Annotated in this window: 22 protein-coding genes; 12 read left to right on the top strand and 10 right to left on the bottom strand. The window is 72.6% G+C overall.

What is annotated here, in order from left to right; all coding sequences use genetic code 11:
- Positions 1-10 precede the first annotated feature (10 nt).
- Positions 11-952 (top strand): AEC family transporter, encoded by a 942-nt coding sequence (locus RE421_RS13925; RefSeq protein ID WP_309811172.1) that lies wholly within the window; start codon positions 11-13, stop codon positions 950-952.
- On the opposite strand, the gene RE421_RS13920 is transcribed toward RE421_RS13925, so the two are convergent.
- Positions 918-2,303, bottom strand: a complete 1,386-nt coding sequence (locus tag RE421_RS13920) for an MFS transporter (protein ID WP_309811169.1) — start codon at positions 2,301-2,303, stop codon at positions 918-920. The two genes, RE421_RS13925 and RE421_RS13920, sit on opposite strands and share 35 nt — an antisense overlap.
- Positions 2,304-2,374: 71 nt before the next feature.
- Between RE421_RS13920 and guaA the strand changes: the two genes are divergently transcribed.
- From guaA to RE421_RS13900, 4 genes are all read left to right on the top strand, one after another.
- Entirely contained in the window at positions 2,375-4,006 is a 1,632-nt protein-coding gene (gene guaA / locus RE421_RS13915; RefSeq protein WP_396134514.1) for a glutamine-hydrolyzing GMP synthase, read from the top strand.
- A 130-nt stretch (positions 4,007-4,136) separates the two neighbouring features.
- Positions 4,137-7,946 carry a DUF4011 domain-containing protein gene (locus RE421_RS13910; protein WP_309811166.1) on the top strand — a complete coding sequence of 1,270 codons (3,810 nt, stop codon included), beginning with the start codon at positions 4,137-4,139 and terminating at the stop codon, positions 7,944-7,946.
- A complete protein-coding gene (locus RE421_RS13905) occupies positions 7,933-8,187 on the top strand; it encodes a hypothetical protein (RefSeq protein ID WP_309811163.1) in 255 nt (84 codons plus the stop codon). Before RE421_RS13910 ends, RE421_RS13905 begins: the two co-directional genes overlap by 14 nt.
- Before the next feature lie 117 nt (positions 8,188-8,304).
- Positions 8,305-9,963: a DUF222 domain-containing protein gene (locus RE421_RS13900; RefSeq protein ID WP_309811159.1), complete on the top strand. Its 1,659-nt coding sequence runs from the start codon at positions 8,305-8,307 to the stop codon at positions 9,961-9,963.
- A 26-nt stretch (positions 9,964-9,989) separates the two neighbouring features.
- Here RE421_RS13900 and RE421_RS13895 read toward each other — a convergent pair whose 3' ends face one another.
- From RE421_RS13895 to RE421_RS13885, 3 genes are all read right to left on the bottom strand, one after another.
- The gene (locus RE421_RS13895; protein ID WP_309811156.1) at positions 9,990-10,703 is read right to left on the bottom strand and encodes a hypothetical protein; all 714 of its coding nucleotides are present in this window, start codon (positions 10,701-10,703) and stop codon (positions 9,990-9,992) included.
- Between the two features lie 112 nt (positions 10,704-10,815).
- Positions 10,816-11,184: an FmdB family zinc ribbon protein gene (locus tag RE421_RS13890; protein ID WP_309811154.1), complete on the bottom strand. Its 369-nt coding sequence runs from the start codon at positions 11,182-11,184 to the stop codon at positions 10,816-10,818.
- A 77-nt stretch (positions 11,185-11,261) separates the two neighbouring features.
- The gene (locus RE421_RS13885) at positions 11,262-12,017 is read right to left on the bottom strand and encodes a 5-formyltetrahydrofolate cyclo-ligase (protein WP_309811151.1); all 756 of its coding nucleotides are present in this window, start codon (positions 12,015-12,017) and stop codon (positions 11,262-11,264) included.
- A 62-nt stretch (positions 12,018-12,079) separates the two neighbouring features.
- Here RE421_RS13885 and RE421_RS13880 point away from each other — a divergent pair, with 62 nt between their 5' ends.
- The 3 genes from RE421_RS13880 to RE421_RS13870 all read left to right on the top strand — a co-directional run bounded on the left by RE421_RS13880 (position 12,080) and on the right by RE421_RS13870 (position 14,914).
- Positions 12,080-12,718, top strand: a complete 639-nt coding sequence (locus RE421_RS13880; protein WP_309811149.1) for a GNAT family protein — start codon at positions 12,080-12,082, stop codon at positions 12,716-12,718.
- Positions 12,719-12,950: 232 nt separating this feature from the next.
- Positions 12,951-13,643, top strand: a complete 693-nt coding sequence (locus RE421_RS13875; RefSeq protein WP_309811147.1) for a hypothetical protein — start codon at positions 12,951-12,953, stop codon at positions 13,641-13,643.
- A 17-nt stretch (positions 13,644-13,660) separates the two neighbouring features.
- Positions 13,661-14,914, top strand: a complete 1,254-nt coding sequence (locus RE421_RS13870; protein ID WP_309811145.1) for a phosphotransferase — start codon at positions 13,661-13,663, stop codon at positions 14,912-14,914.
- Here the strand turns inward: RE421_RS13870 and RE421_RS13865 are convergent.
- From RE421_RS13865 to RE421_RS13850, 4 genes are all read right to left on the bottom strand, one after another.
- Positions 14,893-15,591, bottom strand: coding sequence for a response regulator transcription factor (locus tag RE421_RS13865; RefSeq protein ID WP_309811142.1), 699 nt, complete (start codon positions 15,589-15,591; stop codon positions 14,893-14,895). The genes RE421_RS13870 and RE421_RS13865 overlap by 22 nt on opposite strands.
- Positions 15,588-17,225: a HAMP domain-containing sensor histidine kinase gene (locus RE421_RS13860; protein ID WP_309811140.1), complete on the bottom strand. Its 1,638-nt coding sequence runs from the start codon at positions 17,223-17,225 to the stop codon at positions 15,588-15,590. The genes RE421_RS13865 and RE421_RS13860 overlap by 4 nt, the downstream gene beginning before the upstream one ends.
- Positions 17,226-17,252: 27 nt before the next feature.
- Positions 17,253-17,831: a hypothetical protein gene (locus RE421_RS13855; protein ID WP_309811137.1), complete on the bottom strand. Its 579-nt coding sequence runs from the start codon at positions 17,829-17,831 to the stop codon at positions 17,253-17,255.
- Positions 17,832-17,919: 88 nt separating this feature from the next.
- A complete protein-coding gene (locus RE421_RS13850; protein ID WP_309811134.1) occupies positions 17,920-19,737 on the bottom strand; it encodes a tetratricopeptide repeat protein in 1,818 nt (605 codons plus the stop codon).
- Positions 19,738-19,874: 137 nt separating this feature from the next.
- On the opposite strand from RE421_RS13850, the gene RE421_RS13845 reads away from it, so the two are divergent.
- The 4 genes from RE421_RS13845 to RE421_RS13830 all read left to right on the top strand — a co-directional run bounded on the left by RE421_RS13845 (position 19,875) and on the right by RE421_RS13830 (position 23,606).
- Positions 19,875-20,303: an NUDIX domain-containing protein gene (locus tag RE421_RS13845; RefSeq protein ID WP_309811129.1), complete on the top strand. Its 429-nt coding sequence runs from the start codon at positions 19,875-19,877 to the stop codon at positions 20,301-20,303.
- An 8-nt stretch (positions 20,304-20,311) separates the two neighbouring features.
- Complete coding sequence (locus tag RE421_RS13840) at positions 20,312-21,424, top strand: hypothetical protein (protein ID WP_309811126.1); 1,113 nt, start codon at positions 20,312-20,314, stop codon at positions 21,422-21,424.
- Positions 21,425-21,490: 66 nt separating this feature from the next.
- A complete protein-coding gene (locus tag RE421_RS13835; protein ID WP_309811123.1) occupies positions 21,491-22,723 on the top strand; it encodes a pyridoxal phosphate-dependent aminotransferase in 1,233 nt (410 codons plus the stop codon).
- A 10-nt stretch (positions 22,724-22,733) separates the two neighbouring features.
- A complete protein-coding gene (locus tag RE421_RS13830; RefSeq protein ID WP_309817438.1) occupies positions 22,734-23,606 on the top strand; it encodes a PPK2 family polyphosphate kinase in 873 nt (290 codons plus the stop codon).
- Positions 23,607-23,704: 98 nt separating this feature from the next.
- Here RE421_RS13830 and RE421_RS13825 read toward each other — a convergent pair whose 3' ends face one another.
- Both RE421_RS13825 and RE421_RS13820 read right to left on the bottom strand, forming a co-directional pair.
- On the bottom strand, positions 23,705-23,902 hold the full coding sequence (locus RE421_RS13825) for a hypothetical protein (RefSeq protein ID WP_309811119.1): 198 nt from the start codon (positions 23,900-23,902) through the stop codon (positions 23,705-23,707).
- The gene (locus RE421_RS13820; RefSeq protein WP_309811116.1) at positions 23,899-25,260 is read right to left on the bottom strand and encodes an OFA family MFS transporter; all 1,362 of its coding nucleotides are present in this window, start codon (positions 25,258-25,260) and stop codon (positions 23,899-23,901) included. The genes RE421_RS13825 and RE421_RS13820 overlap by 4 nt, the downstream gene beginning before the upstream one ends.
- Positions 25,261-25,313 lie beyond the last annotated feature (53 nt).

Here is a 25,313-nt window from a genome sequence, read left to right as displayed (position 1 = left end):
GTCGTCCCCCGTGGAAGGAGTACTGCTCGGATTCAGCATCGTCCTGGTCATCATCGGGATCGGCTTGCTCTCCGCCGTGCTCCTTCCGCGGGACACCACCGCGAAGATCCAGCAGGGCCTCACCCCGGCGATCTACTACGTCACCAACCCGCTGCTCATGGTGGTGCTCGTGGCCGAGATCGACCTGCAGGCGCTCGTGGGCGTCTACGCCCCGGCGGCCCTCGTCACGGCGGTGGTGGCCGGCGGTTGCTACGCTCTCGTCAGCTGGCTCGTGCTCAAGCGGCAGGCGGGCCAGACCGCCGTCGGGGCCATGGCGGCCTCCTACGTCAACGCCGGCAACATCGGCCTGCCGATCGCGCTCTACGCCGTGGGCAGCTCGGTCCCGGCGGTGTCCGTGCTGGTCACGCAGCTGCTGGTGCTCGCTCCGTTCTACCTGACGGTCTTCGGCTGGTGCTCGCGCCAGCGGGGCTCCGCCCAGCCGCGGCTGGCCCGCACGGTGCTCACCTCGGTGGCCAACCCCGTCACCATCGGCACCGCCGTGGGGGCGGTCCTCGCCCTCGTGGACTGGGCCCCGCCCGAGGCGATCTGGACCCCCCTGGACATGCTGGGCCACGCCTCCATCCCGATGCTGCTGTTCGTCTTCGGACTCTCCCTGGCCGCCCAGCGTCCCTTCCGGGACCGGACACAGGCCCCGGACATCGTGTGGGGCTCCGCGGTCAAGCTGTTGGTGATGCCCGCCGTGGCGTGGGCCGTAGGACACCACCTCTTCGGCCTGGACGGCGTGGAGCTGTTCGGGGTGGTGGCCATGGCCGCCCTGCCCACGGCGCAGAACGTCTACCTGTTCTCCAGCCAGTTCAAGCTGCCCAACCTGCTGGTACGGGACATCGTGTTCGCCTCGGCCGTGCTGTCCCTGCCCGTCATCCTCGGGGTGGCACTGCTGCTGGGGCCCTGAGCAGCGCCGCGGCCCCGAAGCCGCACAGGATCACCATCACGCCCAGCGCCGCCGAGAGCCCGGCGAAGCCCACCGCGCCCATCAGCGGCCCGGCCGCCAGCGAGCCCACCGCGCCGGCCAGGGACATCACGGCGTCCGAGAAGCCCTGGGCCGGCACCCGCTCGTCCGGGCTCAGGGCCGCCACCAGCAGGGTGGACCCGGCCACCGTGGCGGCGGACCAGCCGAGGCCCAGCACCACCAGGCCGGCCACCACGGCGGCGTGCACGTGCGGGAACAGCCCGGTGAGCACGGCCGCCATCAGCAGCATCGCCAGCCCTGCACTGGCCACCCGGGCCGGACCGTGGCGGTCCGAGAGCAGCCCCATGACGGGGGAGAGGGCATACATCCCCGCCACGTGCAGGGAGATGGTGAAGCCGATGAGCACCACCGTGTCCGGGTGCATCCCCAGTTCGTGGCCGGCCACCCCCGCCTCGTGCTGCAGGTGCAGCGGCGTCATGGACATCAGCCCCACCATCGCCGCGTGCGCCCCGGCCACCGCCAGCACCGCGGCCAGCGCCGTGGGCCGCGCGCGCACGACGCGCCAGCCGGCCGCCCAGCTGCCTGCCCGGGCACCGCGCGGCGGGACCGTTACGCCCGGGTGACCGGCCGACGTCGGGCCCGGGCCGTCCGTCCCCGGCGCGGCGCCCGGCGTGGCCCCCTCCAGCTCGCGCCGCAGCAGCAGCGGATCCGGGCGCAGCCCCGCCAGGATGATGGCGGCGCCCACGGCCATCCCGGCCGCGGAGATCAGGAACGGCCCGGCATGGGCGTTGATCCCGAGCCAGCCGGCCAGCACCGCGCCCGGACCCACCATGTTGGGGCCGAGGACGGCACCGACGGTCACCGCCCACACCACCACGGACAGGTCCCGGCCGCGGTGCTGCGGATCGGACAGGTCCGTCACGGCGAAGCGGGCCTGGAGGTTCACGGCGGCGGCGAAGCCCACCAGGAACGCCCCCAGCAGCAGGAGCGGGAAGGAGCGGGTGACCACGGCGGCCACCATGAGCCCCTGGCCCAGCAGCCCTGCGGCCAGGCCGAACCCGAGGGCCACGCGGCGCCCGCGCCGGGCCGCCACGCCGGCCAAGGGGATGGACACCGCGGCCGAGCCGAGCGTCATGGCCGTGTTCGCCAGTCCGGCACTGGACTCGGCGCCGGAGAGGTCCACGGCGAGGATCGAGCCCAGGGAGAGGGTGGCGCCGTTGCCCAGGCCGGAGAACACCTGGGCGGCGCCCAGGACGCGGACGGCCCGGCGCTGGGCGTCCCGGGCCCGTGGCAACAGGGCGGCATCGGGGACGGGCCGCGGAGCATCGGACATGGGCCACATTGTGCCCCAGCCGCCGAGTCGCCGCGCCGCACGGCCTGCCGCGACTGCACTATCCTTGACGGGTGACTTCCCCCCAGGATCCCCAGACTCCACGGCAGCCGGACAACCCGCAGATCGCCGCCGACTTCCCGACCGTGCTCGTGGTGGACAACGGCGCCCAGTACGCCCAGTTGATCGCCCGGCGCGTGCGGGAGGCCAACGTCTACTCGGAGGTCGTGCCGCACTCGCTGTCCGCCGAGGAGATCCTGGCCCGCGAGCCGGCCGCGCTGATCCTCTCCGGCGGCCCGTCCTCCGTCTACGCCGAGGGCGCCCCGTCCCTGGACCCGGCGCTGCTCGAGGCGGGCATCCCCGTGCTGGGACTGTGCTACGGCTTCCAGGCGATCGCCCAGGCGCTCGGCGGCACCGTGGCCGAGACGGGCGCCCGCGAATACGGCTCCACCCGGCTGGAGGCCATCGGCTCCACCTCCGTGCTCTTCGCCGGCCAGGACGTGGACCAGGTCGTGTGGATGAGCCACGCCGACTCCGTGACCGAGGCCCCGGCCGGCTTCTCCGTCACCGCGCGCACACCGGGCGCCCCCGTGGCCGCCTTCGAGAGCCCGGAGAAGAAGGTCTACGGCGTGCAGTGGCATCCCGAGGTCGGGCACTCGGAGCGCGGCCAGGAGGTGCTGCGCAACTTCCTGCACCACGGTGCCGGGCTGAAGGACACCTGGACCACGTCCAGCGTGATCGAGGAGCAGGTGGCCCTGATCAAGGAGCAGATCGGCGATCACCGCGCCATCTGCGGGCTCTCCGGCGGCGTGGACTCCGCCGTGGCCGCCGCCCTCGTCCAGCGGGCCGTGGGGGACCAGCTGACCTGCGTGTACGTCAACCACGGGCTGATGCGCCAGGACGAGTCGGAGGAGATCGAGAAGGCGTTCGGCGCGTCCTCGGGCGGCGCCAAGCTGATCATGGTGGACGCCGAGGAGGTGTTCCTGACGGCCCTGGCCGGGGTCACGGACCCGGAGGCCAAGCGCAAGATCATCGGCGAGAAGTTCATCCGCACCTTCGAGAAGGCGCAGGCGGACATCATCGAGGAGTCGCGGCATGACCCGCAGGCGAAGGACGTGAGGTTCCTGGTCCAGGGCACCCTGTACCCGGACGTCGTCGAGTCCGGCGGCGGCGAGGGCACCGCGAACATCAAGAGCCACCACAACGTGGGCGGGCTGCCGGAGGACATCGAGTTCGAGCTCGTCGAGCCCCTGCGCGCGCTGTTCAAGGACGAGGTCCGCGCCGTGGGCTCCGAGCTGGGCCTGCCGGACGAGATCGTCTGGCGCCAGCCCTTCCCGGGCCCCGGCCTGGGCATCCGCATCATCGGCGAGGTCACCCGGGAGCGCCTGGACCTGCTGCGCCAGGCCGACGCGATCGTGCGGGCCGAGCTGACCGCGGCGGGGCTGGACCGGCACATCTGGCAGTGCCCTGTGGTACTGCTGGCGGACGTGCGCTCCGTGGGCGTCCAGGGCGACGGCCGCACCTACGGACATCCCGTGGTGCTGCGTCCGGTCACCTCCGAGGACGCGATGACCGCTGACTGGGCCCAGCTGCCCTATGACCTGCTCTCGCGGATCTCCAACCGCATCACCAACGAGGTGGACGGTGTCAACCGGGTGGTGCTGGACGTGACCAGCAAGCCCCCGGGAACCATCGAGTGGGAGTGAGGCCCCGCCTCGGTCGAATCCACGGCGCGCCTGTGTACCGTGGAACCAAGCATCGGTGCCGCACTGCCCCACCGTGCCGTCCGTCGCACCCGGCGCGGCGGGCCAGCGGGCGGCGGCAGGAAGGACAACTGTGACTGAGCAGGACACCCAGCAGGGCCTTGCGGAACCCCGTAAGGACGCGGAGATGCCCGACGGCGGCGCCGCCGAGTCCGACTCCCGTCTCACCTTCGCGGCCTGGCTGGCCTCCCTGGGCTCCGGGACCGAGAACGACACGATGCTGCGGTTCGCCCCCTCGGGGGCGAACAGCATCGACATCTCCCATGCCCACCCCTCCGGGCTGTCCCAGTTCATGACCGGCCGCAAGACGCGGCTGTCCACGCTGCTGCGGGACCAGGACGCCTTCGTCCATGCCCGTGGCGCGGCCCGCCAGCTGCGGGGCAAGATCCAGGAGCTGGCCGAGGACCGCGGCGTGGACGTGGGCTACCTGGCCACCGGCCTGGCCACGTGGCGCGTGATCGAGGACGGCCGCTCCACGCAGATGTCCGCCCCCGTCATGCTGGCACGGCTGAGCCTGACCCTGCGCGCCGAGCAGGACGACTACGAGCTGCAGATCTCCGACCGGGCCCGGCTCAACCCCGCGCTGGCCCGCTGGTTCCGGGACCACCACGGGGTCACCCTGGACGCGGAGGACTACCTGCGCGCCGCCTACGCGACCGCCAAGCTGGAGCCGCTGCCGGCCATGGAGATGCTCCGCTCGCAGGGGCGCGAGGTCCGCGGGCTCGTGGTGGAGCACCGGCTGATGATCTCCACCTTCGCCGACCTGGCGGACACCGCGTCCGTGGACGTGGTGGACTCCACGCATCCCGTGGTCTCCGCCCTGTACGACGCCGGGACCGGGATGGTCCCGCGCCGGGGGCAGCTGCAGGACACCGGGCTGCCGCCGCTGGACGAGCGCGACCCGGCCACCGAGACCCTGATCCTGGACGCCGACCCGTCCCAGCAGCGGGCCCTGGACCACATCGCCGCCGGCCATGACCTGGTGGTCGTGACCCCGCCCGGCACCGGCCAGACCCAGACCGCCGCGAACGCCGTGGCCCAGCTGGCCGGCGCCGGCCAGCGCGTGCTCGTGGTGGCCGAGCGCACCGCCACCCTCGAGGACTTCCGCCGCCGGCTGGGCTCCGTGGACCTGGACTCCCTTGTGCTGGACATTCCCGCGGCGGCCACCCCCGAGCTGATGCGCCGCCAGCTGATCCAGTCCCTGCTGCGGGTGGAGCGGGCCCAGGAGCCCGCCACCGGCCGGCTCAACGCCACGCTCGTGGAGCGCCGCCACCAGCTGGCCGACCACCTGCGCAGCCTGCACAACGTGCGCGAGCGCTGGGGTTGCTCGCCGTTCCAGGCCATGCAGTCCCTCGCGGCCCTGACCGGACTGGACCCGGCCCCATCCACCACCGTGCGGCTCAAGCGCTCCGTGCTGGACGCGACCGTGAACCGGGAGGAGACGGCCGTCCAGCTCGTCCGCGCCGGTGAGCTGGGCGCGTTCTCCCGGACCTCCGCCGAGAGCCCCTGGTACGGGGCGCGGCTGCGCAACGTGCAGGAGACCGAGGACGCCTACGGGCTGGCCGAGGACCTGGCGGCCGCGCTGCCCGTGCTGCGGGAGCAGCTGGACGCGGCCACCGAGCAGGCACAACTGGCCACCGGCGGCACCTTCGCCGAGTGGGTGGGGCAGATCCAGCTGCTCTCCGCCGTGCGCGGATCCCTGGACCAGTTCACCCCGGACATCTTCGACCGCCCGGTCACCGACCTGATCTCCGCCACGGCCTCCGGTCAGTGGCGCAAGCAGCACGGCGTGGAGATGTCCTCCATGACCCGCTCCCGGCTGCGCCGCGTGGCCAAGGAGTACATCCGCCCGGGCGTGCACGTCTCGGACCTGCACGAGGCCCTCGTGGACGTCCAGGACCAGCGGGCCGAGTGGACCCGCTGGGCCACCTCCAAGCGTCACCCCTCCGTGCCGGCCGGCCTGGAGGCTCTCTCCGCCAAGGGCTCCGAGGTGGCCGGGCAGATGGCCCGGCTGCAGCGCGTCCTCGCGGAGCCGCGGCACGAGTCAGGGCGGCTCGAGAACCTGCCGGTGGACGAGCTCAGCGAGGTCCTGGACCGGCTCGTGGCGGACCAGGAGACGCTGACCACCCTGCCCGAGCGCACCCTCGTGGGGGATCAGCTGCGCGAGCAGGGCCTGCAGGAGCTCATGGCCGACCTCCAGCGGCGCGAGGTCCCCACGGACCGCTTGCGCCCCGAGCTGGAGCTGGCTTGGTGGCAGTCCGCCCTGGAGGCCATGATCTCCGGGGACGACTACCTGGCCATGATGGACTCCGACTCGCTGCGCCGGATCGAGGCAGAGTATCGGCTGGCGGACACCACCCACCTGGAGGCTGGTGCCCAGCGGCTGAACTGGTCCCTGTCCCAGGCGTGGCGGCGGACCTCGGGACATCACCGCGCCTCGGCGCGCGTGCTGCGCTCCCTGCTCAAGGACGGCAACCCGGACCCGGACTCGCTGTCCGGTCTGGAGCCGGAGCTGCTCCAGACCCTGGTGCCCGTGTGGACCACGTCCCCGCTGGCCCTGGCCGAGTTCCCCGCGGAGATGGGCTTCGACGCCGTCCTGCTGCTGGACGCCGAGTCCCTGGCACTGAGCACCGCGCTGGGCGCCATCAGCCGCGGCAAGCAGGTGGTGGCCTTCGGTGACGGAACCTCCGGCTCGCCGAAGTCCTTCAACGTCTCCGTGGATCCCACGGCCTCGGCGATGATGCCGCGGGAGGTGGACTCGGCGTTCACCGCCCTGATGCGGGTGCTGCCGGAGGTGGCCCTGACCACCATGCACCGCGGGCTGGAGCGCAAGCTCACCCGGCTGCTGGGCGAGCAGCTGTACGAGGGCTCGCTGCAGATGCTGCCCGGGGCCTCCGAGCTGACCGGGGCGGACCACCCGGTGCGCGTGGAGTTCCTGCCCGGCGGGACCGGGATGCCCGGGGCCGGGGACGAGGGCGTGGAGTCCACCGTGGCCGAGGTCAACCGCACCATGGACCTCGTGTTCGAGCACATCCGGCACCGGCCGGAGCACTCGCTGGCCGTCATCACGGCCAGCCCGTTGCATGCCCGCCGCGTGGCGGAGGCCATTCGGCTGAACCTGCCGAACAACCCGTGGGCGGCCTCGTTCTTCACGCGGGGCGGGGAGCCCTTCCTGGTGGCCCCGATGTCCCGCGCCCAAGGCGTGGTCCGGGACCACATCATCTTCACCCTCGGCTACGGCCGCACCCCGCACGGCCGCGTGGTGCACCACTTCGGGCCGTTCTCCGAGGCCGGCGGACGGGAGCTCTACGCCACCGCCATGACCCGCGCCCGGAAGCACCTGCACGTGCTGACCTGCGTGCATCCGGACGACCTGGACCCGGAGCGGCTGGGCAACGGGGCCTCGGACTTCTACGGCCTGCTGGAGGCCTACCTGAAGGACACGGGGCACACGCCCTCGCCGAAGCCGCGTGATCCGCTGGTGGCCGACCTGTCCGAGAGGCTCACGCAGCGCCACGCCACCGTGCTGCCGAACTTCGCCGGCAGCATCGACCTGGCCGTGTGGAACCCGCTGGGCCTTCCCGCCTGGGACGGCCAGGCCTCTCCGGAGCAGGCCGTGCCCGTGGCGATGATCTCGGACGGATCGGAGGCGTACCGCGGGATGAGTGTGCGCCAGCGCTCCCGTCAGCAGCCCCAGCAGCTCGAGCGCAGCGGCTGGCGGTACCACGCCCTGTGGACCATCGACGTGTTCGCGGACCCGGCGGGCTGCTCCCAGACCATCTCCGACTTCCTGGGCCTGCCGGCGGCCGAGGACGGCCCCGGTGCCCCGGGGGATTCCGAGGACGACGATCGGCCCGAGCGTTCGGACGATGACTCGCGCTGAGCCCGAGGGATCTGGGCCCCCAGGGTCGCGCCGCCGCGGCCCCCGCCGTGCGGATGCTCCCGGGACCGGGCCGGCCTCCGCGGACGGCGCCGAACCCCAGCTCGAGGCCTTGAAGCCGGAGCCGGCCTCGTCGGAGTCGCCCCGGCCGGAGCCGTCACCGGGGGATGCAGCGCGGAAGAACCCGCGGCTGACCGAGCATGATCGGTGGCTGCTGGAGCAGCGGCCACCCCACTGGGGCTGACCTGCCGTGACCTGGCCGGGCCGCGCCACACGAGATGTCAGGTCCAGCCACGCCGACCATCCACAGCCGGCGGCCCGGATCCTTATCGCGTCCGTGCCCCCGCGTAGGGTCGAAGACATGGACACGGCACCCGGGCACGACGCCGTCCGGCACGGTATCAGCACCGTAGCCGGTCCCAGCCGTGCCCCGGTGAACGCCCTGGAACTGATGGCACTCCGCGAGGCCTTCTCGTCGATGATCCCGGCCGCCGCGGTGGATCCGGACGCGCCTGACACTGTGCACCCGGGCGGTCCGGCAGCGATCGCCTCACCGGACGGAGTCGAGTCCGAAGCGATAGACCGGATCGCGGTGCTGGGGCAGCTCAAGGCCGTGATCACGGCGGCGCAGATCCGGGAGACCGCCGCCCTGCACGCCCACCGGACCACGGCCGAGGCCCGTCGCGGTGTCCCGGTCAGGCGTCGGGGGCGAGGGCTGGGCGGTGAGATCGGACTGGCACGCGGGATCAGCCCGCACTCCGGGTCCACGGAGCTGCGCAAGGCCGTGAACGTGGCGGCGGACCTGCCGAACACCCTCTCGGCCCTGCAGTCGGGGGTCATGAGCGAACGGCATGTCGCGGCGGTGGAACGCCAGACGCAGTGGCTGGACTCGGACTCCCGCCGAGCGGTCGATTCCCGTCTGCTCGGGCTGTTCGGCCGTTGCGGGGTCAGGGACCTCACCCGAGCGGCCCAGGCCGAGGCCGCGGCCCAGGACCCGGAAGCCGCCGAGGAGCGCTACGACTCGGCCCGGCGGGACCGCCACGTGTCCGTGAAGCCCTCCGAATCCACCCCCGGGATGGCGTATCTAACCGCGCTGTTGCCGATCGAGCAGGCGGCGGCCTGTTACCAGAACCTCGTCGAGACCGCCTCCCGCTTGATCGCCGAGGGCGAGGCCGAGAGGGAGCACGTGGCGGACCCCACCGATGGCCCGCGGGTCCACGGTGGTGGCAAGGATGCTGGCGGGGATGATGACGAGCACAGCGGCCGCACCCCGGGGCAGGTTCTCGCCGATACCCTAGTCGAGCGACTCACCGGTCAGGCCGGCGCCACAACGGTCCCCGTGGAGGTCCACCTCGTCATGACGGACGCCAGCCTGTTCGGGGGCACGGCACCCGGCACCGAACTCACGAGCACCGCACCGACGGGAACCAGCCCGCCCGGGGCCGTCACTGACCCGCCCGCGGTGGGTGCCCCTCCGGGCAGCCGTGCTGCGGCTGCGCGAGCGGCGTGGTTGCCAGGCTTCGGGCCGATCCCGACTCCGATCGCTCGGCGGCTGGTGGCGAACACGGAGGCTGAGGTCTTCCTCCGCCGCCTCTACACCGCCCCCGAGAGTGGGCAACTGGTGGCGATGGACTCCCAGCGCCGCACCTTCTCGGGAGGGTTGCGACGGATGATCGTGATACGCGACGGGACCTGCCGGACACCCTTCTGCGGCGCCCCGATCAGGCACCTGGACCATGCCACCCCGTTCCGGGAAGGTGGTCCGACGAGCTATCAGAACGGCTCAGGGTTGTGTGTGCGCTGCAATCTGACCAAGGAACACCCCGGTTGGAGACACGAAGCCACGGCCGAGTCACTCACCGTGACCACTCCCACCGGCCATCGGTACACGCGGCCCACGGCGCCGCTCCTGCCACCGCCACCGGAGTCCCCACCGGCTCTCGCCGGTCCGGTCGACCTCGGGGTCCTCAGACTCCGCCGACTGGTCGAGTACGAGCCGCATCACCAGGACGCCGCGTAGGCGGAGGCTTCGGGGGTCTCCGTCCTTCAGCCGGCGGTGGGGGTCACCAGCAGGGTGAGGTCTTGAGCCGCGGCGACCGCGGCCAGCTCCGGGGCCTGTTCTGCCGGTACCGCCACCACGAGGACCCCGGCCTGGCCGGTGGACCGGTCCTGGAGCACCTCCAGGTCGGTGGCCAGCACGTCGCCGTCGAGGCCCACCACGTCGATCCGGTCTCCGGCGGCCACCAGGTCCACGGCGTCCGGTGCGGAGAAGCGGACGGCCACGGCGCGGTGGCCGGCCGGTGGTACCGGTGGTGCGGGGGCGCCGGTGTCCGGGACTGGGGCGGGCGCCGGGATTCCCCCAGGCCCCGCCACAGCTGCCGTGGCCGTCGACGCGTCGATGTCTGCGATCTCCGTGGCTTCCGCAGCATCAGGGACACCCCGCTCAAGGCCGCCGCCGAGGACAGTGGCCAGGAACAAGGCGACGGCGAACAGCAGGGGCAGGGCTGCGACCGCCACCCTCCATCGCGTGCGCAGCGTGCCTCGGGCGGCCCGGACGGTGGAGCCGGCCGGGCCGTCGTCGTCCTCGGTCAGTGGTGGGGGTGGGGGAGCGGCCATCCGGCGGCGCACCGCGCGGCGGTGTCGGCGCAGGTCCCGCCTCAGCTGCCGTCGATCGGGCTCGGGCCGGTGGCGCTCACGGCGCAGGCGCCGGGGTGTGCCGGACGGTCGGGACTGGTGGCGGCGGGAGGGTGCGGGGGCCATGCACCGATCCCAGCAGGAACGCCCGGGCCGCCGCGACCTGGGCACGGCCCGCCGTGGACGGCACGGTGGAGGCGGTCCGCTGTGGAGGACGGCGCGGGCGCCGGCGGGGGTCCTACGCGGCGGAACCGGCGGAGACGGTCGCCGGGGAGGCGGCTGAGGACGAGGAGGACGACGAGGAGGAGTCGGCCCCGGACGTGGAGGAGGAGCCGGAGTCGGCGGTCGAGGGGGCGGGAGAGGACTCCGAGGTGCTGCCGCCCTTCTCGCCTGCGGGGATCGAGGAGGAGGCCGTGGACCCCGAGCCCTCGGAGCGGGAGTCGTTGCGGTAGAAGCCCGAACCCTTGAAGACCACGCCCACGGAGTTGAACTTCTTGCGCAGGGTGCCCTCGCAGGACGGGCACTCGGTCAGGGAGTCATCCGTGAAGGACTGCACGATGTCGAATTCGTGGCTGCAGTCCTTACAGGCGTAGGCGTAGGTGGGCACCGGGCGGTCCTCTCGTCGTGACAGCGAAACTCTGGCACTCTCAGGTTTCGAGTGCCAAGTCTACACCGGCCACACGCTCAGGCCGGCTCCGGACCGAACCAGACGAAGCCGTCCGCGGTGACCGCCCCGTCGACCGGCCGGTCGTGCTCATCGGACGGCACCTGGCCGCGCGTCAGGAGCTCGTGCCGGAACACCGTCGCCACGGTGAGGGGGGCTGCGGATGGTGCGGGGCCGGCGTCGTCCGCGGACCGGGGGAGCCGGTCCAGCTCGGCCAGGAAGCGATCGTAGTACCCGCCGCCCTGCCCCAGCCGCAGGCCGCGGGCGTCCACCACCTGGGCGGGCACCAGCACGAGGTCCACGGTGGCGAAGGTCTCCACGCCGAGTCGCTCGCCGACCGGCTCGTCGATCGGCGCCACGGGGCTGCGGGCCACCTCCACGCCGGGGTGCCAGGCCGTCCAGGACAGGCGCCGCCCAGGCTCCGTGATCGGGACCAGGACCTCCACGCCGGCCTCGTGCAGCGCGGTGCGCAACGGCCCGGTGTCCGGCTCGGCCCCATAGGACATCACGACGGCGGCGCGCCGGTGCCGCGCCCGCGGCAGGTACCACTCGAGCACCGTCCGGGTCAGGTCGGCGGACTGCTCAGCCCGATCGGCCGAGTCCAGTTCCCGGCGGCGGGCGCGCCAGAGCGTGCGGAAGTCCTGCTTGCGGTGCCGCAACACCTCCTCGGGGGTCTCGCCCCGATTCCCGGTCAGGGACTCGGAGTACTGCAGCTGCTGGCCCGGGCCCGCAGCGGGGTCCGGCGATGACGCGGGGAAGGACTGGTGGAAGGACACCCTCCCATTGTGTCCCATGGCACGGTGTCCCGTGGGATCGGGTGCGGACCTAGGATCGGGCTATGCCGCCTGCCGCGACCCACCGCTGGCCCGTGACCCTGGAGCACGGGGAGATCGTGCTGCGCCCGTTCCGCCGCTGGGACCAGGAGGAGTGGATGTCCCTGCGCTCCCGGAACCGCGACTGGCTCCGCCGCTGGGACGCCACCAACCCCGAGCCGCACAGCGCGCTGAAGAGCTACGTGGAGATGGTCAGGGTGCTCAACCGCTCGGGCCGGGACGGCACCGCCCTGCCGTGGCTGCTCTGCCTGCGGACCTCGGCCAGGGGCCAGCCGGTGATCGTGGGTCAGCTCAGCGTCTCCTCGATCGTGCGGGGCTCGGCGCTCTCGGCCTCCCTGGGCTACTGGATCGACCGGGACCGGGCGGGCGCGGGGATCGTGCCCACGGCGGTGGCCCTGGCCACCGACTACTGCTTCGGCACGCTGGGACTGCATCGGATGGAGATCAACATCCGCCCCGAGAACGCCCCGAGCCTGCGGGTGGTGCAGAAGCTCGGGTTCCGTCATGAGGGCCTGCGGCGGGCCTTCCTGCACATCGACGGCGACTGGCGGGACCACGAGTCCTATGCGCTGACGGCACCCGAGGTCCCGGAGGGCCTGCTGCCCCGGTGGGAGGGGCGCCATCGGCGAATTCCCGGGCAATAGGCAGGACACACCGCGTCGAATCACACCGGTGTAGTTCAGGCCCGGTACCGTTTGTGGGGTGGATGCGGGCACGGGTAGTCTTGAGGAGTCGCTCAGCCTTGCACTGGGCTTCCTTCCGGACATCCACCTGCACGGATCACTGGTGCTGTGTGCACTGGTGGTGGCGTGGCTGACAGCCATCTACCGGAGGGCGAAGAAGCAGCCCCTGTCCAGGAGCCACCGGAGGAAGACCATGACGCGCACCGCCCAGTCCATGCCCCGGGACGCCGACCGCCCGGCGACGAGCGCGGCGGCACCGGAATCCGGCTTCCGCGTCAAGTGGGACCGCACCGCCCTGGCGGCGATCGCCCTCGTGGCCGCCCTGACCTTCATCGGCACCGGACTGGCCGCCGCCTTCGGCGCGGGCACCCTCCTGGTGGCCGGCATCTCCGCCGTGGTGGCCGTGGCCGCCGTGGCCGCCCTGCGCACCCTGGCCGTGCTGGACCGCAAGAAGCGCGCGGACCGCCGAATCGAGGACGCCTTCGACGAGGCCATGAGTCCCACCCTGCCCGCCGCCGACCCCGTGACCACCGCCGCCGGCTCCACCGCGGTGTTCGACGCCGCGTCCGGCAACAGCCGCCCCGCGGCGTCCACCCCCGCCGGCCGCACGTCCTCCCCGTCCGCCGACCGTGAGGACGCCGCGCCGGCCGAGGCCGCCGGCCCGGACGCCGCCGTCCTGCCGTCCGTGCCGCGCCCCACCTACCTGGACGCCGGCGAGGCGCGCCGCCCGGAGCCGGCGCCCCTGATGCCGCCGGAGGCTCCGATGGCCAGCCCCGGCGTGAAGCTGAAGTCCGGCGTCTCCGCCGAGTACCGGGCCAAGGTCGAGGCCACCGCCAACCGCACCCTGGACCTGGACAAGGTCCTGGAACGGCGCCGGGCCGTCTGAGTCAGAGTCGGTCACCCATGCGCAACGGCGCGCACCGGGATGAGGCGGAGCACCGGCAGGTCCAGTACCTGAGCTCCCAGGCCGTCCACTCCCGCCTGGCCGCGGTCCTGGCGGACCACGGTCACCACCTGGTGGACGCTCGGCTGGTGGACCTCCAGCACCGCCCCGGAGCGGGGGCCACCGGGATCTTCCGTGTCCGGGCCGCCCCGCCCGCCGCCGAGGCACCGGGCGGGGCCATGGAACCACTGGAACTGTACGTGGCCCTGACGGCCGAGGCCGTCCCGGAGGACGCCGTCCTCGCGGCGGGACAGGACGACGACGCCACCTGGTCCGCCTGGTTCCACCCCCACGACCCGCTGCTGACCGGGCTGGCGCTGGCCTCCGACCCGGACTCCGTGGCCTCCCTCTGGGGAGGCGGCGGGACCCTCGTGGACCTGCAGACGGTCAGCTACCGTCCGTTGCGCCGGGCGGTGCTGCGCGCCGTGGTCTCCGGGGACAACGGACAGCGCACCGTGTTCCTCAAGGTCATGCGCCCCGGCCTGGCCACGCGCCTGCACCACCGCCACACCCTGCTGGCCGCGGCCGGGGTTCCCGTCCCGGTGGCGCTCGGTCCGCCGGTGGCGGACGTGCTGGCCCTGGAGCAGGGCGAGGGGGACGTGCTGGCCACGGCGATCATGGCGGACGGGGCCCGGCACGTGGACCCCCAGGACGTGCTCGGCGTGCTGGACCGCATGCCACCAGAACTGGTGGAGCTGCCGCGGCGGGACGCCTGGTCCGACCGGACCGGGGCCTACGGGCATGCCGCCGCCACGGCCCTGCCGGCCCAGGCCCGGCGCATCCGATCGCTGGTGGATCACCTCCAGCGCCAACTGGAGACCACCGACCGCGGGCCGGTGGTGCCCACCCACGGGGACTTCTACGAGGCGAACCTGCTGGTGAGCCAGAACCGCATCACCGGCGTGCTGGACGTCGACGGGGCCGGCCCGGGCCACCGGGTGGACGACCTGGCCTGCTTCCTCGGCCACCTGGCCGTGCTGCCGGCCGTGGATGACCGCTACGTGCACGTGGAGCAGGCCCTGCGGCGCTTCCACGCGGCGTTCCTCGCGGGGGTGGATCCGTCGGCCCTCGCGTGCCGGTCCTCGGCCGTGGCGCTGTCCCTGGTGGCCGGAGCCCGCGACTCGGGCCACCGCGACTGGGAGGCCTCCGCCCGGCAGCGGCTGGACATCGCCGAGTCCCTGCTGGACCTGCCTCAGTCCGCGGCGGGCTGGTAGTCCTTCTCCTCCACGAGCCGGTAGCCGACGCCGCGGACGGTGACGAAGCGCGTGGCCCCGAGCTTGTTGCGGAGGTAGCGCACGTACACGTCCACCACGTTGGAGCCCGGGTCGAAGTCATAGCCCCACACGCGGGAGAGCAGCTGCTCGCGGCTCAGGGCCTGGCCCGGGTGGCGCAGGAACGTCTCGGTGAGGGAGAACTCCCGGGCCGAGAGGTCCACCTCGACGCCGCCGATCGCCGCCACGTGGCGCACCGGGTCCAGCTCCAGGTCGGCGTGCCGCAGCACGGGGTCCGGCGGGGAGGCGGAGGACCCGCCCTCCGGGCGCAGCCGCAGCCGCACCCGGGCCACCAGCTCGGCGAAGCGGAAGGGCTTGGGCATGTAGTCGTCGGCACCGGAGGTCAGCCCCTGGACGGTGTCCTCGCCGGAGGCCCGGGCGGTGAGGATGATGACGGGAAGATCCGGGTCCTGGGCGCGGATCCTCTGCAACACGGTGAAGCCGTCCATGTCCGGCAGGCCCAGGTCCAGGATGACCAGCTCGAAGCCTCCCGTCAGGGCGAGCACCAGGCCCTCGCGCCCGGTCGCCGCCACCGTGGTCGCGAGTCCCTCGGCCTTGAGGCCCTTGGCCACGAAGGAGCTGATCCGTGGTTCGTCCTCGATCATCAGGATCTGGCTCACGCCGCACCGTCCTTGGAGTGTGTCGTTGTGCTCGGGATAGACGTTACCGGCCCGGGCCGGCCGGCGCCGGTGCCCGCGGGTTCTGAGACGTCGGGTTCGGAGGCGTCGGGTGAGGCCAGCTCCCGGGGATCAAGGGGCAGGTCGAGGTAGAACGTCGAGCCGATCCCGGGGGCGGACTGCACATCCACCGTGCCGCCGTGGGCGCTGACGATGGCGGTGACGATGTTCAGGCCCAGCCCGGACCCCTCGGCCCGGGTGCTGTTGGAGCCCCGCCCGAAGCGGTCGAAGATGCTCTCGCGGTCCTCGGGCCGGATGCCGATGCCCTGGTCCCGCACCCAGAGGCGCAGGGTCCCGGACAGGGCCTGCGAGCCGATCGACACCTTGGACCCCTCCGCCGAGTACTTCACGGCGTTGGAGGCCAGCTGCAGCCAGGCCTGGGTGATGCGCTGGGCGTCCAGTGGCACCGTCACGTCCGCGGCGTGGTCCAGGGTCCAGATCCGGGGGCCCAGCGGGGAGGCCTTGCTCAGCACGTCCCGGGTGAGGGGGCCGACGTCGACCGGCTGGGTGGTGACGAAGTCTGGCCGTCCGGACTTGGCCAGCGTCACGAGGTCATCCACCAGCAGCCGCATGCGGTCGAGCTCCTCCAGGGCGATCTCCCGGACCTCGCGCACGTCGTCCGGATCGGCGGCGTCCTGCAGCTCCAGATGTCCCTGGACGATGGTGATGGGGGTGCGCAGCTCATGGCCGACGTCATCCAGCAGCTGCCGTTGGGAGGAGAAGGAGTCCTGGAGCCGGTCCAGCATCTCGTTGAAGGTCATGGCCAGCCCGGCCACGTCGTCCTGGCCGGAGACCGGGACCCGCCCGCGCAGGTCCGTCCCCGAGATCTCGGCCGCCGTGGACTGCAGGATCCGCAACGGGTGGAGCAGCCGGCCCACCAGGATCCAGCCAGCCACCCCCACGAGGACCAGCACGCCGAAGCCCACGAGGCCGTAGGTGAGGAACGTGGTGTCGAGCTCCTGCAACTCGGCGGAGAAGTCATAGGCCAGCAGCATCAGGGACGGGGCCGTGTCGTTGTCGAACTGGATCGGCACGGTCACGGCGCGGTAGGTGGTCTGGGCCGTGGACAGCGTCTGGATGGCCACGCCCTGGTCCTCGAACGGTTCGTCGAACCGCTCGGCCGCCCACTGCACGAGCTCCGGATCCCGCTCGAGCCGCAGTTCGACGGCCGAGGAGGCCGTCCAGCTGATCTCGCCGTCGCGGAAGCCCAGCATCCCCTCGTGCTCGGCCGGCAGGGTGCGCTGCATGGCGGTGAACACCAGCTGGTCCGAGGCGGAGAACGGCTCCCCGGACGCCGGGTCGATGCCCTCCTGGGCGAGGATGCGGAACTCCTGGACCGATCGGGTCAGCGAGTCGTCGATCTGTTGGACCATGCTGCTGCGCTGCAGCACGTAGGCGGTGGCTCCGGAGAGGATGAGGGCCACCGCGGTCAGCAGCACCAGCAGGGTGATGACCCGGGTACGCACCGGCAGGGCGCCCCAGTCCACGACGAGGTTCCACAGCACCCTGAGACGACCGCCGGCCCGGGGATGCTCCCGGGCCGGCGGCGCTGTGGGTCGGTCCGGGGGAGCCGTCATCGGCTCGTCCGGTGGACCCGCTGAGGGTCAGTCATCGTCGTCGTCCCAGTCGTCGTCATCGTCATCGTCGTCGTCATCATCCCAGTCGTCATCGTCATCGTCATCCCCGTCGTCGTACCGGGGTTGCTGGGGTGCCGGGTTCGGGACGGGCTGGGGCGCGGCCGGGGCGGTGTGCGCGGGGCGCGGCGCCGTCCCGCCGGAGTCGGACGAGCCTCCGGAATCCCCGGAGCCGGTGGAGCCGCTGGAGTCGGACGAGCCGCCGCCGGCTGGCGCGCTGGTCTCCGGCGCGGGCTTGGAGGTGATCTTCACGCGGGACGGATCAGCGTCGCCCGCCGCGCCGTCGGTGGCCGCCGGCGCGGGAGAGGAAGGCGCGGCCGAGGACGAGGGCTCCGGCGCGGGGCTGGCGGCATCGGTGGCGGACGGGGAGGCCTCCGCCGAGGACGGCGCATTGCGCCCGTCCGTGGATGGGGCGTCGCTCACGGCGATCATCGGCCCCAGGTCCACCGCGTTCGGCTGCGCCGACACCACGGCGACGCCCAGTGCGGCCATCACCGCCACCACCATCAGCGCGACGGTGGCCTTCAATCCCCGACCGGTGTTCTTCATGCCCTCCATGATCCCGCGCCATCATGAACCGAAGATGAGAAACGGTCCGCTCACCATGAGGATTCCATGAAAAAAGGACCGGGTGCCGTCAGTCGTCCTCGTCCTCGGCCTGGGCGGCGGCGTCGGCCTCGAACCGGGCCCGCGTGGCGCCCTCCTCGTCCCCGGCCAGGTCCAGGGACTGGGCGAGACCCAGCCAGGCGGCCATGCGCAGGTACCGGGCGGTGCCCTCCTGCTCCGTGATCATCCGGAACAGGGTGGCCGCCTCCTCCGCCCGTTCCTGTTCCAGCAGCACGTAGGCCGCGAACAGCTCCGCGTTGGAGGACGCGGTGGAATCCTCCGAGGCGGCGAACAGGTCCGCCGCCGTCAGGGCGGAGGACACGGCGGCCGGTCCCTGGCGCAGCGCCCACAGCCCGCGGGCCCGGGTGTCCGTGAAGTCGGCCTCGTGCCAGGCCGCGGAGGAGTCCTGGGCCAGGGCGATCGCCTCGTCCAGCAGGGCCACGCCGCGTTCCTCGCCGAGCTCGCACAGCACGTGGCCGAGGGCGTGCAGGGCCTGGGGCAGCACCGCGGGATCATGGTCCTCGGCGTCCGGCTCCTCCTCGGCGGCGCGGGCCAGCTCCACGGCGCGGGAGAACCGCTCGGCGGCCTGCTCCGCCCTCTCCTGACGGTTCAACAGGGCGCCGGAGGCCAGGTGCATCCGCGCCGCCTCGTCCGTGGCGCCGGCCTGCTCGAACAGGGATGCCGCCCGGTCCCAGTGCTCCAGGGCCTCGTCCTGGCGGTCCTGGTGGCGGGCCGCGTGGCCGAGGTCCACGAGGGCCCGTGCCAGGCCGGGCAGCCGACGGGCCGCCTCCTCACGGCGGACCAGACCCGCCAGGACCCGCTCGGCGAGGGCATGTTCCTCGGCCTCCAACAGCTGGTGACCCAGGGCCAGGGTCAGGTCCGAGGCCTCCGGGACCTCGCCCTGCTCGGCCTGCGCCACGGCCACCTTCCAGGCGAGGATCGAGGACTGCTGGTCGCCGGCGTCGGCCGCCAGCCCCGCCAGCAGGGCCGCGGCCGAGGCGGAGCCCTTGCGCACCCCGGCGGCGGCATGCAGCTCCACGGACCGCAGGGCGTAGAGGACGGCCCCGGCCCCATCCCCCTCGTCCTGGGCCACCACGGCCTTGAGCATCCACATGGCGGCCCGCACGGCCCGGTTCGACTGTCCGGCGAGCACCTCGTCCGCCACCTCGGCGGACATCTGCGGCTCGTGGCTCATCAGGTGCACGTGCGCCAGGAACATGCGGGTGGAGGACAGGGACTCGGGGGCCACGGGCAGTCCAGCGGTCACCCGGGCGTCCTGGATCTCCAGGCATTCCTCCAGCAGGTCCACGGCGGCATCGAGCCGGCCGTCCTCCACGTGCCGCACCGCCAGCGCCACCAGGACGTCCGGCAGCGCGGTGTCCACGGAGCGGGCCGAGCGCGTGCGCTCGTCCTCCAGGACGCCCTGCAGGACGGTGGCCTCGAACGCCTCGGGTTCGCGCAGCAGCATGGCGCCGAGCTGGACCTCCATCCGGGCGCGGTGCGGATAGCCCGCCTCGGTGAGCACCCGGGCGCGGTCCGCGATGTAGCCGGTGGCGGCGGCGTGGTCCCCGGTCAGCTCGGCCACGGAGGCGAGCGCCCGGAACAGTCCGGCGCGGTTCACCGGGTCCTGGCCGCCGGGGGCGTCCAGGCCGGAACGGGCGGCGCGCGCGGCGCGGGTCAGGTCCTCCGCGTAGGCGGCCTCGTAGGAGACGTCCAGCCAGCCGCGGGCGGTCTCGGGTGCGCCCTGCGGACCGCCCGTCAGCGACCGGCGGGCCAGGACCGCGTTCAGCCGGGCCCCGAGGTCGGCCGGCAGCCCGGAGGTCGCCTCGGAGCCGTCCTGCTCGGTCATGCCAGCCCTTCTCGTCCTACTCGTCCTTCATGCCTGGGAGTCACGGGATCGGCGTCCGCAACCCATCCAGTATTCCAGACGGCGGGCCCGCGGGCACGGGACGGCCGGGGCCGGGTCCGCCCTCTAGACTGGCCCACATGGATTTCGACAGCCGCGTCGGCGCCTACGGCGTCGTCATCCGTGAACGCTCCCTGCTGATGAGCCTGTGGCAGGGCCCCACGGAGAACATCTGGACCCTTCCGGGGGGCCAGGTGGAGCTGGGGGAGCAGCCGGACGAGGCCTGTGTCCGGGAGATCCTGGAGGAGACCGGATACCACGCCGAGCTGGGCGAGCTGCTCGGGGTCACCAGCCGCACCATCGAGGGCGGCCGCCGGCTGTCCCGGCCGGGCCGCCCGCTGTTGACGGTGCAGGTCCTGTACCGGGCCGGCGTCGTGTCCGGTCAGCTGCGTCCCGAGGTGGACGGGTCCTCCATCGACGCCGCCTGGATCCCGCTGGAGGACCTGCACCGGCACCGCACCTCCCCGACCGTCCACCGCGCCCTCGAGCTGGCCGGGGTGCTGCGATGACGGCCCCCGTGACTCGCCCTGGCGCGCCGCGCCGCGTCGGCTCCCTGCTGGCGTCCGGAGCGCTGGCCGCCGCGCTCCTGGCCGGATGCACGCCGCAGCCCGGACCCGAGGAGCCCACCGCCGGCGGCACCGTCGCGGCCCCGGCGAGTGACACGCCGCTCGCGCTCATCGCGGGCACCCGCCCCGAGGAGCAGCTGCTGGCCGTGGTGCTCGAGCGTCACCTGGAGAGCGAGGGCATCGCCGCTGAGGTCGGGGAGCCCTCCGCGGAGCCCTGGGGAGCCGCCGGCGCGCACCAGGTCGCCGTGGTGGACACCCTGGCCATGGCCTCGAAGCTCGCGCCGGACACGCTCGCCGGGGAGGTCCCGACGCCGGCCCCGTCACCCGAGTCCTCCGGGTCCGGGTCCCGCACGGACGCCGGTTCCGGCGCCAGTCCCGATGCAGCGGCCTCGGACCCGGCACCGGCCTCGCCCACGGGACACCCGACCGCCACCGGATCGGCCACACCCCTGCCGGAGGGGCGGCCGGCCGCGGACGCCCAGGGGGCCACCGCCATCGTCACGGAGTACCTCCCGGAGGGCACGGAGGCGGTGGCGTCCTCCGCCGGGACCACCCGCCTGCAGGCCGTGGCCACCACGGCCCTGACCGGACTGTATGAGCTGGAGGACCTCACCGACCTCAACGGGCTGTGCGACCGGCTGGTGTTCAGCCCGCAGGCCGGTGCCGCGGTGTACGGCGAGCGGCTCCAGGCGCTCGCCGGCTGCGAGCCCGCCGAGTGGGTGGAGCCGGGCGATCGGGGAGTCGCGGGAGACCTCGTCTCCGGGCGGGCCGACGTCGCGCTGATGTACGGGACCGATCCGGCCATCTCGGACCAGGCCCTGGAGCCCCTCGCCGACCAGTCCCGGATCCTGCCGGAGGGGCGCGTGCTGATGGTGGCGGACCCGGAGGCGCTGCCGGACGGGGCGGACGCGGCCCTCCAGGCCGTCGCCGACCGGCTGGACGGGGAGATGCTGGCCGAGCTGCAGCGCCTCTCCACCGGCCCGGACCGGCTGGACCGTGAGGAGGCGGCCCACTTCTGGATGGTGGCCGCAGGACTCGAGCCGACGCCCGACGACTGGTTCTGACGGGGCCCACCGGAATCTGCCTGAACCTGACCGAATCCGCCGGCCCGCGGTTCTAGGATGGAGCGCATGGCAAAGTCACGGTCCGGTCAGGTCAAGCAGTCCTCCAAGCTCCTCAACGTGCGCTATGACGTGCGTGGACCCATCCTGGAGGAGGCCCAGCGGATGGAGGCCGCCGGACACCGCATCATGCGGCTGAACATCGGCAACCCCGCCCCCTTCGGCTTTGAGGCCCCGGACGCGATCCTCAAGGACATGGTCTCCCACCTGCCCCATGCCCAGGGGTACTCCGACTCGCAGGGCATCTACTCCGCCCGGACCGCCGTCAGCCAGTACTATCAGTCGCGCGGGGTCATGGGCATCGACGTCGAGGACGTGTTCATCGGCAACGGCGTCTCCGAGATGATCTCCATGGTGCTGCAGGCGCTCGTGGATGACGGCGACGAGGTGCTCATCCCCTCGCCCGACTACCCCTTGTGGACGGGGGCCACCACCCTCTCGGGCGGACGCGCCGTGCACTATCGCTGCGTGGAGGAGGAGGGCTGGGCCCCGGACCTCGAGGAGCTCGAGTCCAAGGTGACGGACCGGACCAAGGCGATCGTCATCATCAACCCGAACAACCCCACCGGTGCGGTCTACTCGCGCCAGGTGCTCTCCGGGATCGTGGAGATCGCCCGCAAGCACAACCTGGTGTTGATGAGCGACGAGATCTACGAGAAGATCCTCTACGACGGGGCCCGCCACATCAACGTGGCCGGGCTCTCCGATGACGTGGTGACCCTGACCTTCTCGGGGCTGTCCAAGGCCTACCGGGTGGCCGGGTTCCGGTCCGGCTGGGTGGCCATCTCCGGACCCAAGCACCGCGCCACGGACTTCATCGAGGGCCTGACCCTGCTGTCCAACATGCGCATGTGCGCCAACGTCCCGGGCCAGCACGCCATCCAGACGGCGCTCGGCGGCTATCAGTCCATCAACGACCTGCTGCTGCCCCAGGGGCGGCTGCTGGAGCAGCGCAACACGGCCCAGCGGTTGCTCTCCGAGATCCCCGGGATCACCCTGCAGCCGGCCCACGGCGCCCTGTACCTGTTCCCGCGGCTGGATCCGGAGGTCTACCGGATCGAGGACGACGAGAGGTTCGTGATCGAGCTGCTGCGGGCCCAGAAGATCCTGGTCTCCCATGGCCGCGCGTTCAACTGGCCGGACACGGACCACTTCCGTCTCGTCACCCTGCCCAGCGTCCGGGACCTGGAGGAGGCCATCGGCCGCATCGCCGACTTCCTGGAGGAGTACCGTGAGCGCTGAGAAGCACGTGATGGACCTCCAGGGGGATCCGCGGGCACTGCTGCGGGCCCGGTCCCCGGAGGGCGTGCCGCAGGGCCCTGCGGACGTGGATCCGGACACCAAGCCCGGTTACCTCGGCGGCAAGGCCGAGGGGGAGGCCACCCTGGAGGCCCGGGCCGAGCGGCTCTCCCAGCTGCAGGAGCTCCTCTACGCCAACGGGGTGGCGGGCACCGTGGACGCCGGCGGCCACGGCCGCTCCGTGCTGCTCGTGGTCCAGGCCATGGACACCGCCGGCAAGGGCGGGATCATGCGCCACGTGGTGGGCGCCATGGACCCGCAGGGGGTGGAGGACGCCGCCTTCAAGTCCCCCACCGAGGAGGAGCGCAGGCACCACTTCCTGTGGCGCCTGCGCCCGCACGTCCCGCAGGACGGCTTCGTGGGCGTCTGGGACCGCTCCCACTACGAGGACGTGCTGATCCACCGGGTCCGCGGGCTCACGCCCCTGCCGGAGATCGAGCGGCGCTACGCCGAGATCCGGGACTTCGAGCAGGAGCTGGCGGACCGCGGCACCCGCGTCCTCAAGGTCATGCTGCACCTCTCCAAGGACGAGCAGCAGGACCGGCTGGCCGAACGCCTCGACCGGCCGGACAAGCACTGGAAGTACAACCCCTCCGACGTGGACGAGCGGGCCTACTGGGACGAGTACATGGAGGCCTACCGGATCGCGATCGCGGAGACGGACACGGAGCACGCCCCGTGGTTCATCATCCCGGCGAACCGCAAGTGGTACTCGCGGATCGCCGTGCAGGAGCTGCTGATCGCCGCCCTCGAGGACTTGGACCTGGACTGGCCGCCGGCCGACTTCGACGTCGCGGCCGAGAAGAGGCGCCTGGCGGCCAGCTGACCCGCGCCCCCGAGCGCAGAATGACCCCGCTCCCGCCGTGGTGGCGGGGCGGGGTCACTGTGCTGAGGTCGGTCGGGACGGAGGGCGTTCCGGTGCTGTCAGCCGGTGAACAGGGCCGAGGCCTTGATGGCCGTCTGGACGAGGCCGTAGGCCAGGGCGGCGATCACGATCAGGGCGAGCAGGACCGCGACGGCATTGTAGGGGCCGCTGGTGGCGGCCGCGCCGTCCGAGACCTCGACGTCGGCAGGGCGGCCGGCGTCCCGGCCGGACTGTGGGTGCTGCGGGGCGGTACTCATGCGGTGGACTCCTTCTCGCGGATCTCGTCCTTGCTGACGTGGTGCTTGGCGGCGACCGGACGGACCAGCAGATTGGCGATGAAGCCGACCGCCAGCAGGCCGACCATGATGTACAGGGACAGCGTGTAGAGGTCCGCACCGGTCTTGCCGGCGGCGGCCTGGGACTCGAGCAGGCTGTTGACGATCAGCGGGCCGGCGACCCCGGCCGCGGACCAGGCGGTCAGCAGCCGGCCGTGGATGGCGCCGACCTGGAACACGCCGAACATGTCCTTCAGGTAGGCGGGGACGGTGGAGAACCCGCCGCCGTAGAACGAGATGATGACCATGGTGGCGACGATGAACACCACCAGGTTGGCCCCGCCCATGAGGGCGATCACCAGGTACATGGCCAGCCCGATGCCGAGGTACATCATGTAGTTGTTCTTCCGGCCCCAGTAGTCCGAGGTGGTGGACCACACGAAGCGGCCGGCCATGTTCGCGATGGACAGCAGGCCCACGAACCCGGCTGCGGCGGCCGGGGTGATCCAGTCGAAGTAGGCCTGGATCATGGGGGCGGCGTTCTCAAGGATGCCGATGCCGGCGGTCACGTTGCAGAAGAGCACGATCCACAGCAGCCAGAACTGCGGGGTCTTCAGGGAGGAGTCGGCGGAGACGTTGGCGGTGGTCTGCATCGGCTTGGTGCCGGCCGTGGACGGATCCCAGCCGGCGGGCTTCCACTCCGGGTGGGGCACCCGGATCACGAGCGCCCCGAGGGCGATCACCACGGCGTAGACCACGGCCAGCGTCAGGAAGGTCTGCATCAGCCCGGACTGGAGCTGCTCCGGCTCGCTGCCTCCGCCGAAGAACGCCATCAGGCTGTTGGACAGGGGGCTGGCGATCAGCGCGCCGCCGCCGAAGCCCATGATGGCCAGGCCGGTGGCGAGCCCCGGCCGGTCCGGGAACCACTTCATCAGGGTGGACACGGGGGAGATGTACCCGATGCCCAGGCCGATGCCGCCGATCACCCCGTAGCCGAGGTAGACGAGCCACAGCTGGCCGGTGGCGATGCCCAGCGTGGCCACGAGGAAGCCCACCACCCAGAAGGTGCCGGCGGCCACCATGGACTTGCGGGGGCCGGAGCGCTCCACCCAGGTGCCGCCGAACGCGGCGGCCAGGCCGAGCATGGCGATGGCCACGGAGAAGATCCACCCGACGGCCACGTCACCGGTGCCGAAGTGCCCCATCATGGGGATCTTGAACACGCTGAAGGCGTAGACCTGGCCGATGCACAGGTGGATGGCCAGCGCGGCGGCGGGTATCAGCCACCGGTTGAAGGTGCGAGGCGCGACGATGGCCTCTCGGTCGAGAAAGCTGGGCATGGTGGTGCGGTCCCCCTCTGGAACACGGGCGGGCCAGCGGAGCCGCTGGGACG

Source organism: Citricoccus sp. I39-566 (assembly GCF_031432995.1).
Taxonomy (GTDB): domain Bacteria; phylum Actinomycetota; class Actinomycetes; order Actinomycetales; family Micrococcaceae; genus Citricoccus; species Citricoccus nitrophenolicus_A.
This window is presented reverse-complemented; position numbering and strand designations above follow the sequence as displayed.

Coding starts and splice junctions, on each gene's coding strand:
- RE421_RS13825 (WP_309811119.1), bottom strand. CDS start 23,902: ATGAGTACCGCCCCGCAGCACCCACAGTCCGGCCGGGACGCCGGCCGC.
- RE421_RS13835 (WP_309811123.1), top strand. CDS start 21,491: ATGGCAAAGTCACGGTCCGGTCAGGTCAAGCAGTCCTCCAAGCTCCTC.
- RE421_RS13860 (WP_309811140.1), bottom strand. CDS start 17,225: ATGACGGCTCCCCCGGACCGACCCACAGCGCCGCCGGCCCGGGAGCAT.
- RE421_RS13850 (WP_309811134.1), bottom strand. CDS start 19,737: ATGACCGAGCAGGACGGCTCCGAGGCGACCTCCGGGCTGCCGGCCGAC.
- RE421_RS13900 (WP_309811159.1), top strand. CDS start 8,305: ATGGACACGGCACCCGGGCACGACGCCGTCCGGCACGGTATCAGCACC.
- RE421_RS13855 (WP_309811137.1), bottom strand. CDS start 17,831: ATGAAGAACACCGGTCGGGGATTGAAGGCCACCGTCGCGCTGATGGTG.
- RE421_RS13845 (WP_309811129.1), top strand. CDS start 19,875: ATGGATTTCGACAGCCGCGTCGGCGCCTACGGCGTCGTCATCCGTGAA.
- RE421_RS13875 (WP_309811147.1), top strand. CDS start 12,951: ATGACGCGCACCGCCCAGTCCATGCCCCGGGACGCCGACCGCCCGGCG.
- RE421_RS13905 (WP_309811163.1), top strand. CDS start 7,933: ATGACTCGCGCTGAGCCCGAGGGATCTGGGCCCCCAGGGTCGCGCCGC.
- RE421_RS13880 (WP_309811149.1), top strand. CDS start 12,080: ATGCCGCCTGCCGCGACCCACCGCTGGCCCGTGACCCTGGAGCACGGG.
- RE421_RS13870 (WP_309811145.1), top strand. CDS start 13,661: ATGCGCAACGGCGCGCACCGGGATGAGGCGGAGCACCGGCAGGTCCAG.
- RE421_RS13895 (WP_309811156.1), bottom strand. CDS start 10,703: ATGGCCCCCGCACCCTCCCGCCGCCACCAGTCCCGACCGTCCGGCACA.
- RE421_RS13820 (WP_309811116.1), bottom strand. CDS start 25,260: ATGCCCAGCTTTCTCGACCGAGAGGCCATCGTCGCGCCTCGCACCTTC.
- RE421_RS13830 (WP_309817438.1), top strand. CDS start 22,734: ATGGACCTCCAGGGGGATCCGCGGGCACTGCTGCGGGCCCGGTCCCCG.
- RE421_RS13920 (WP_309811169.1), bottom strand. CDS start 2,303: ATGTCCGATGCTCCGCGGCCCGTCCCCGATGCCGCCCTGTTGCCACGG.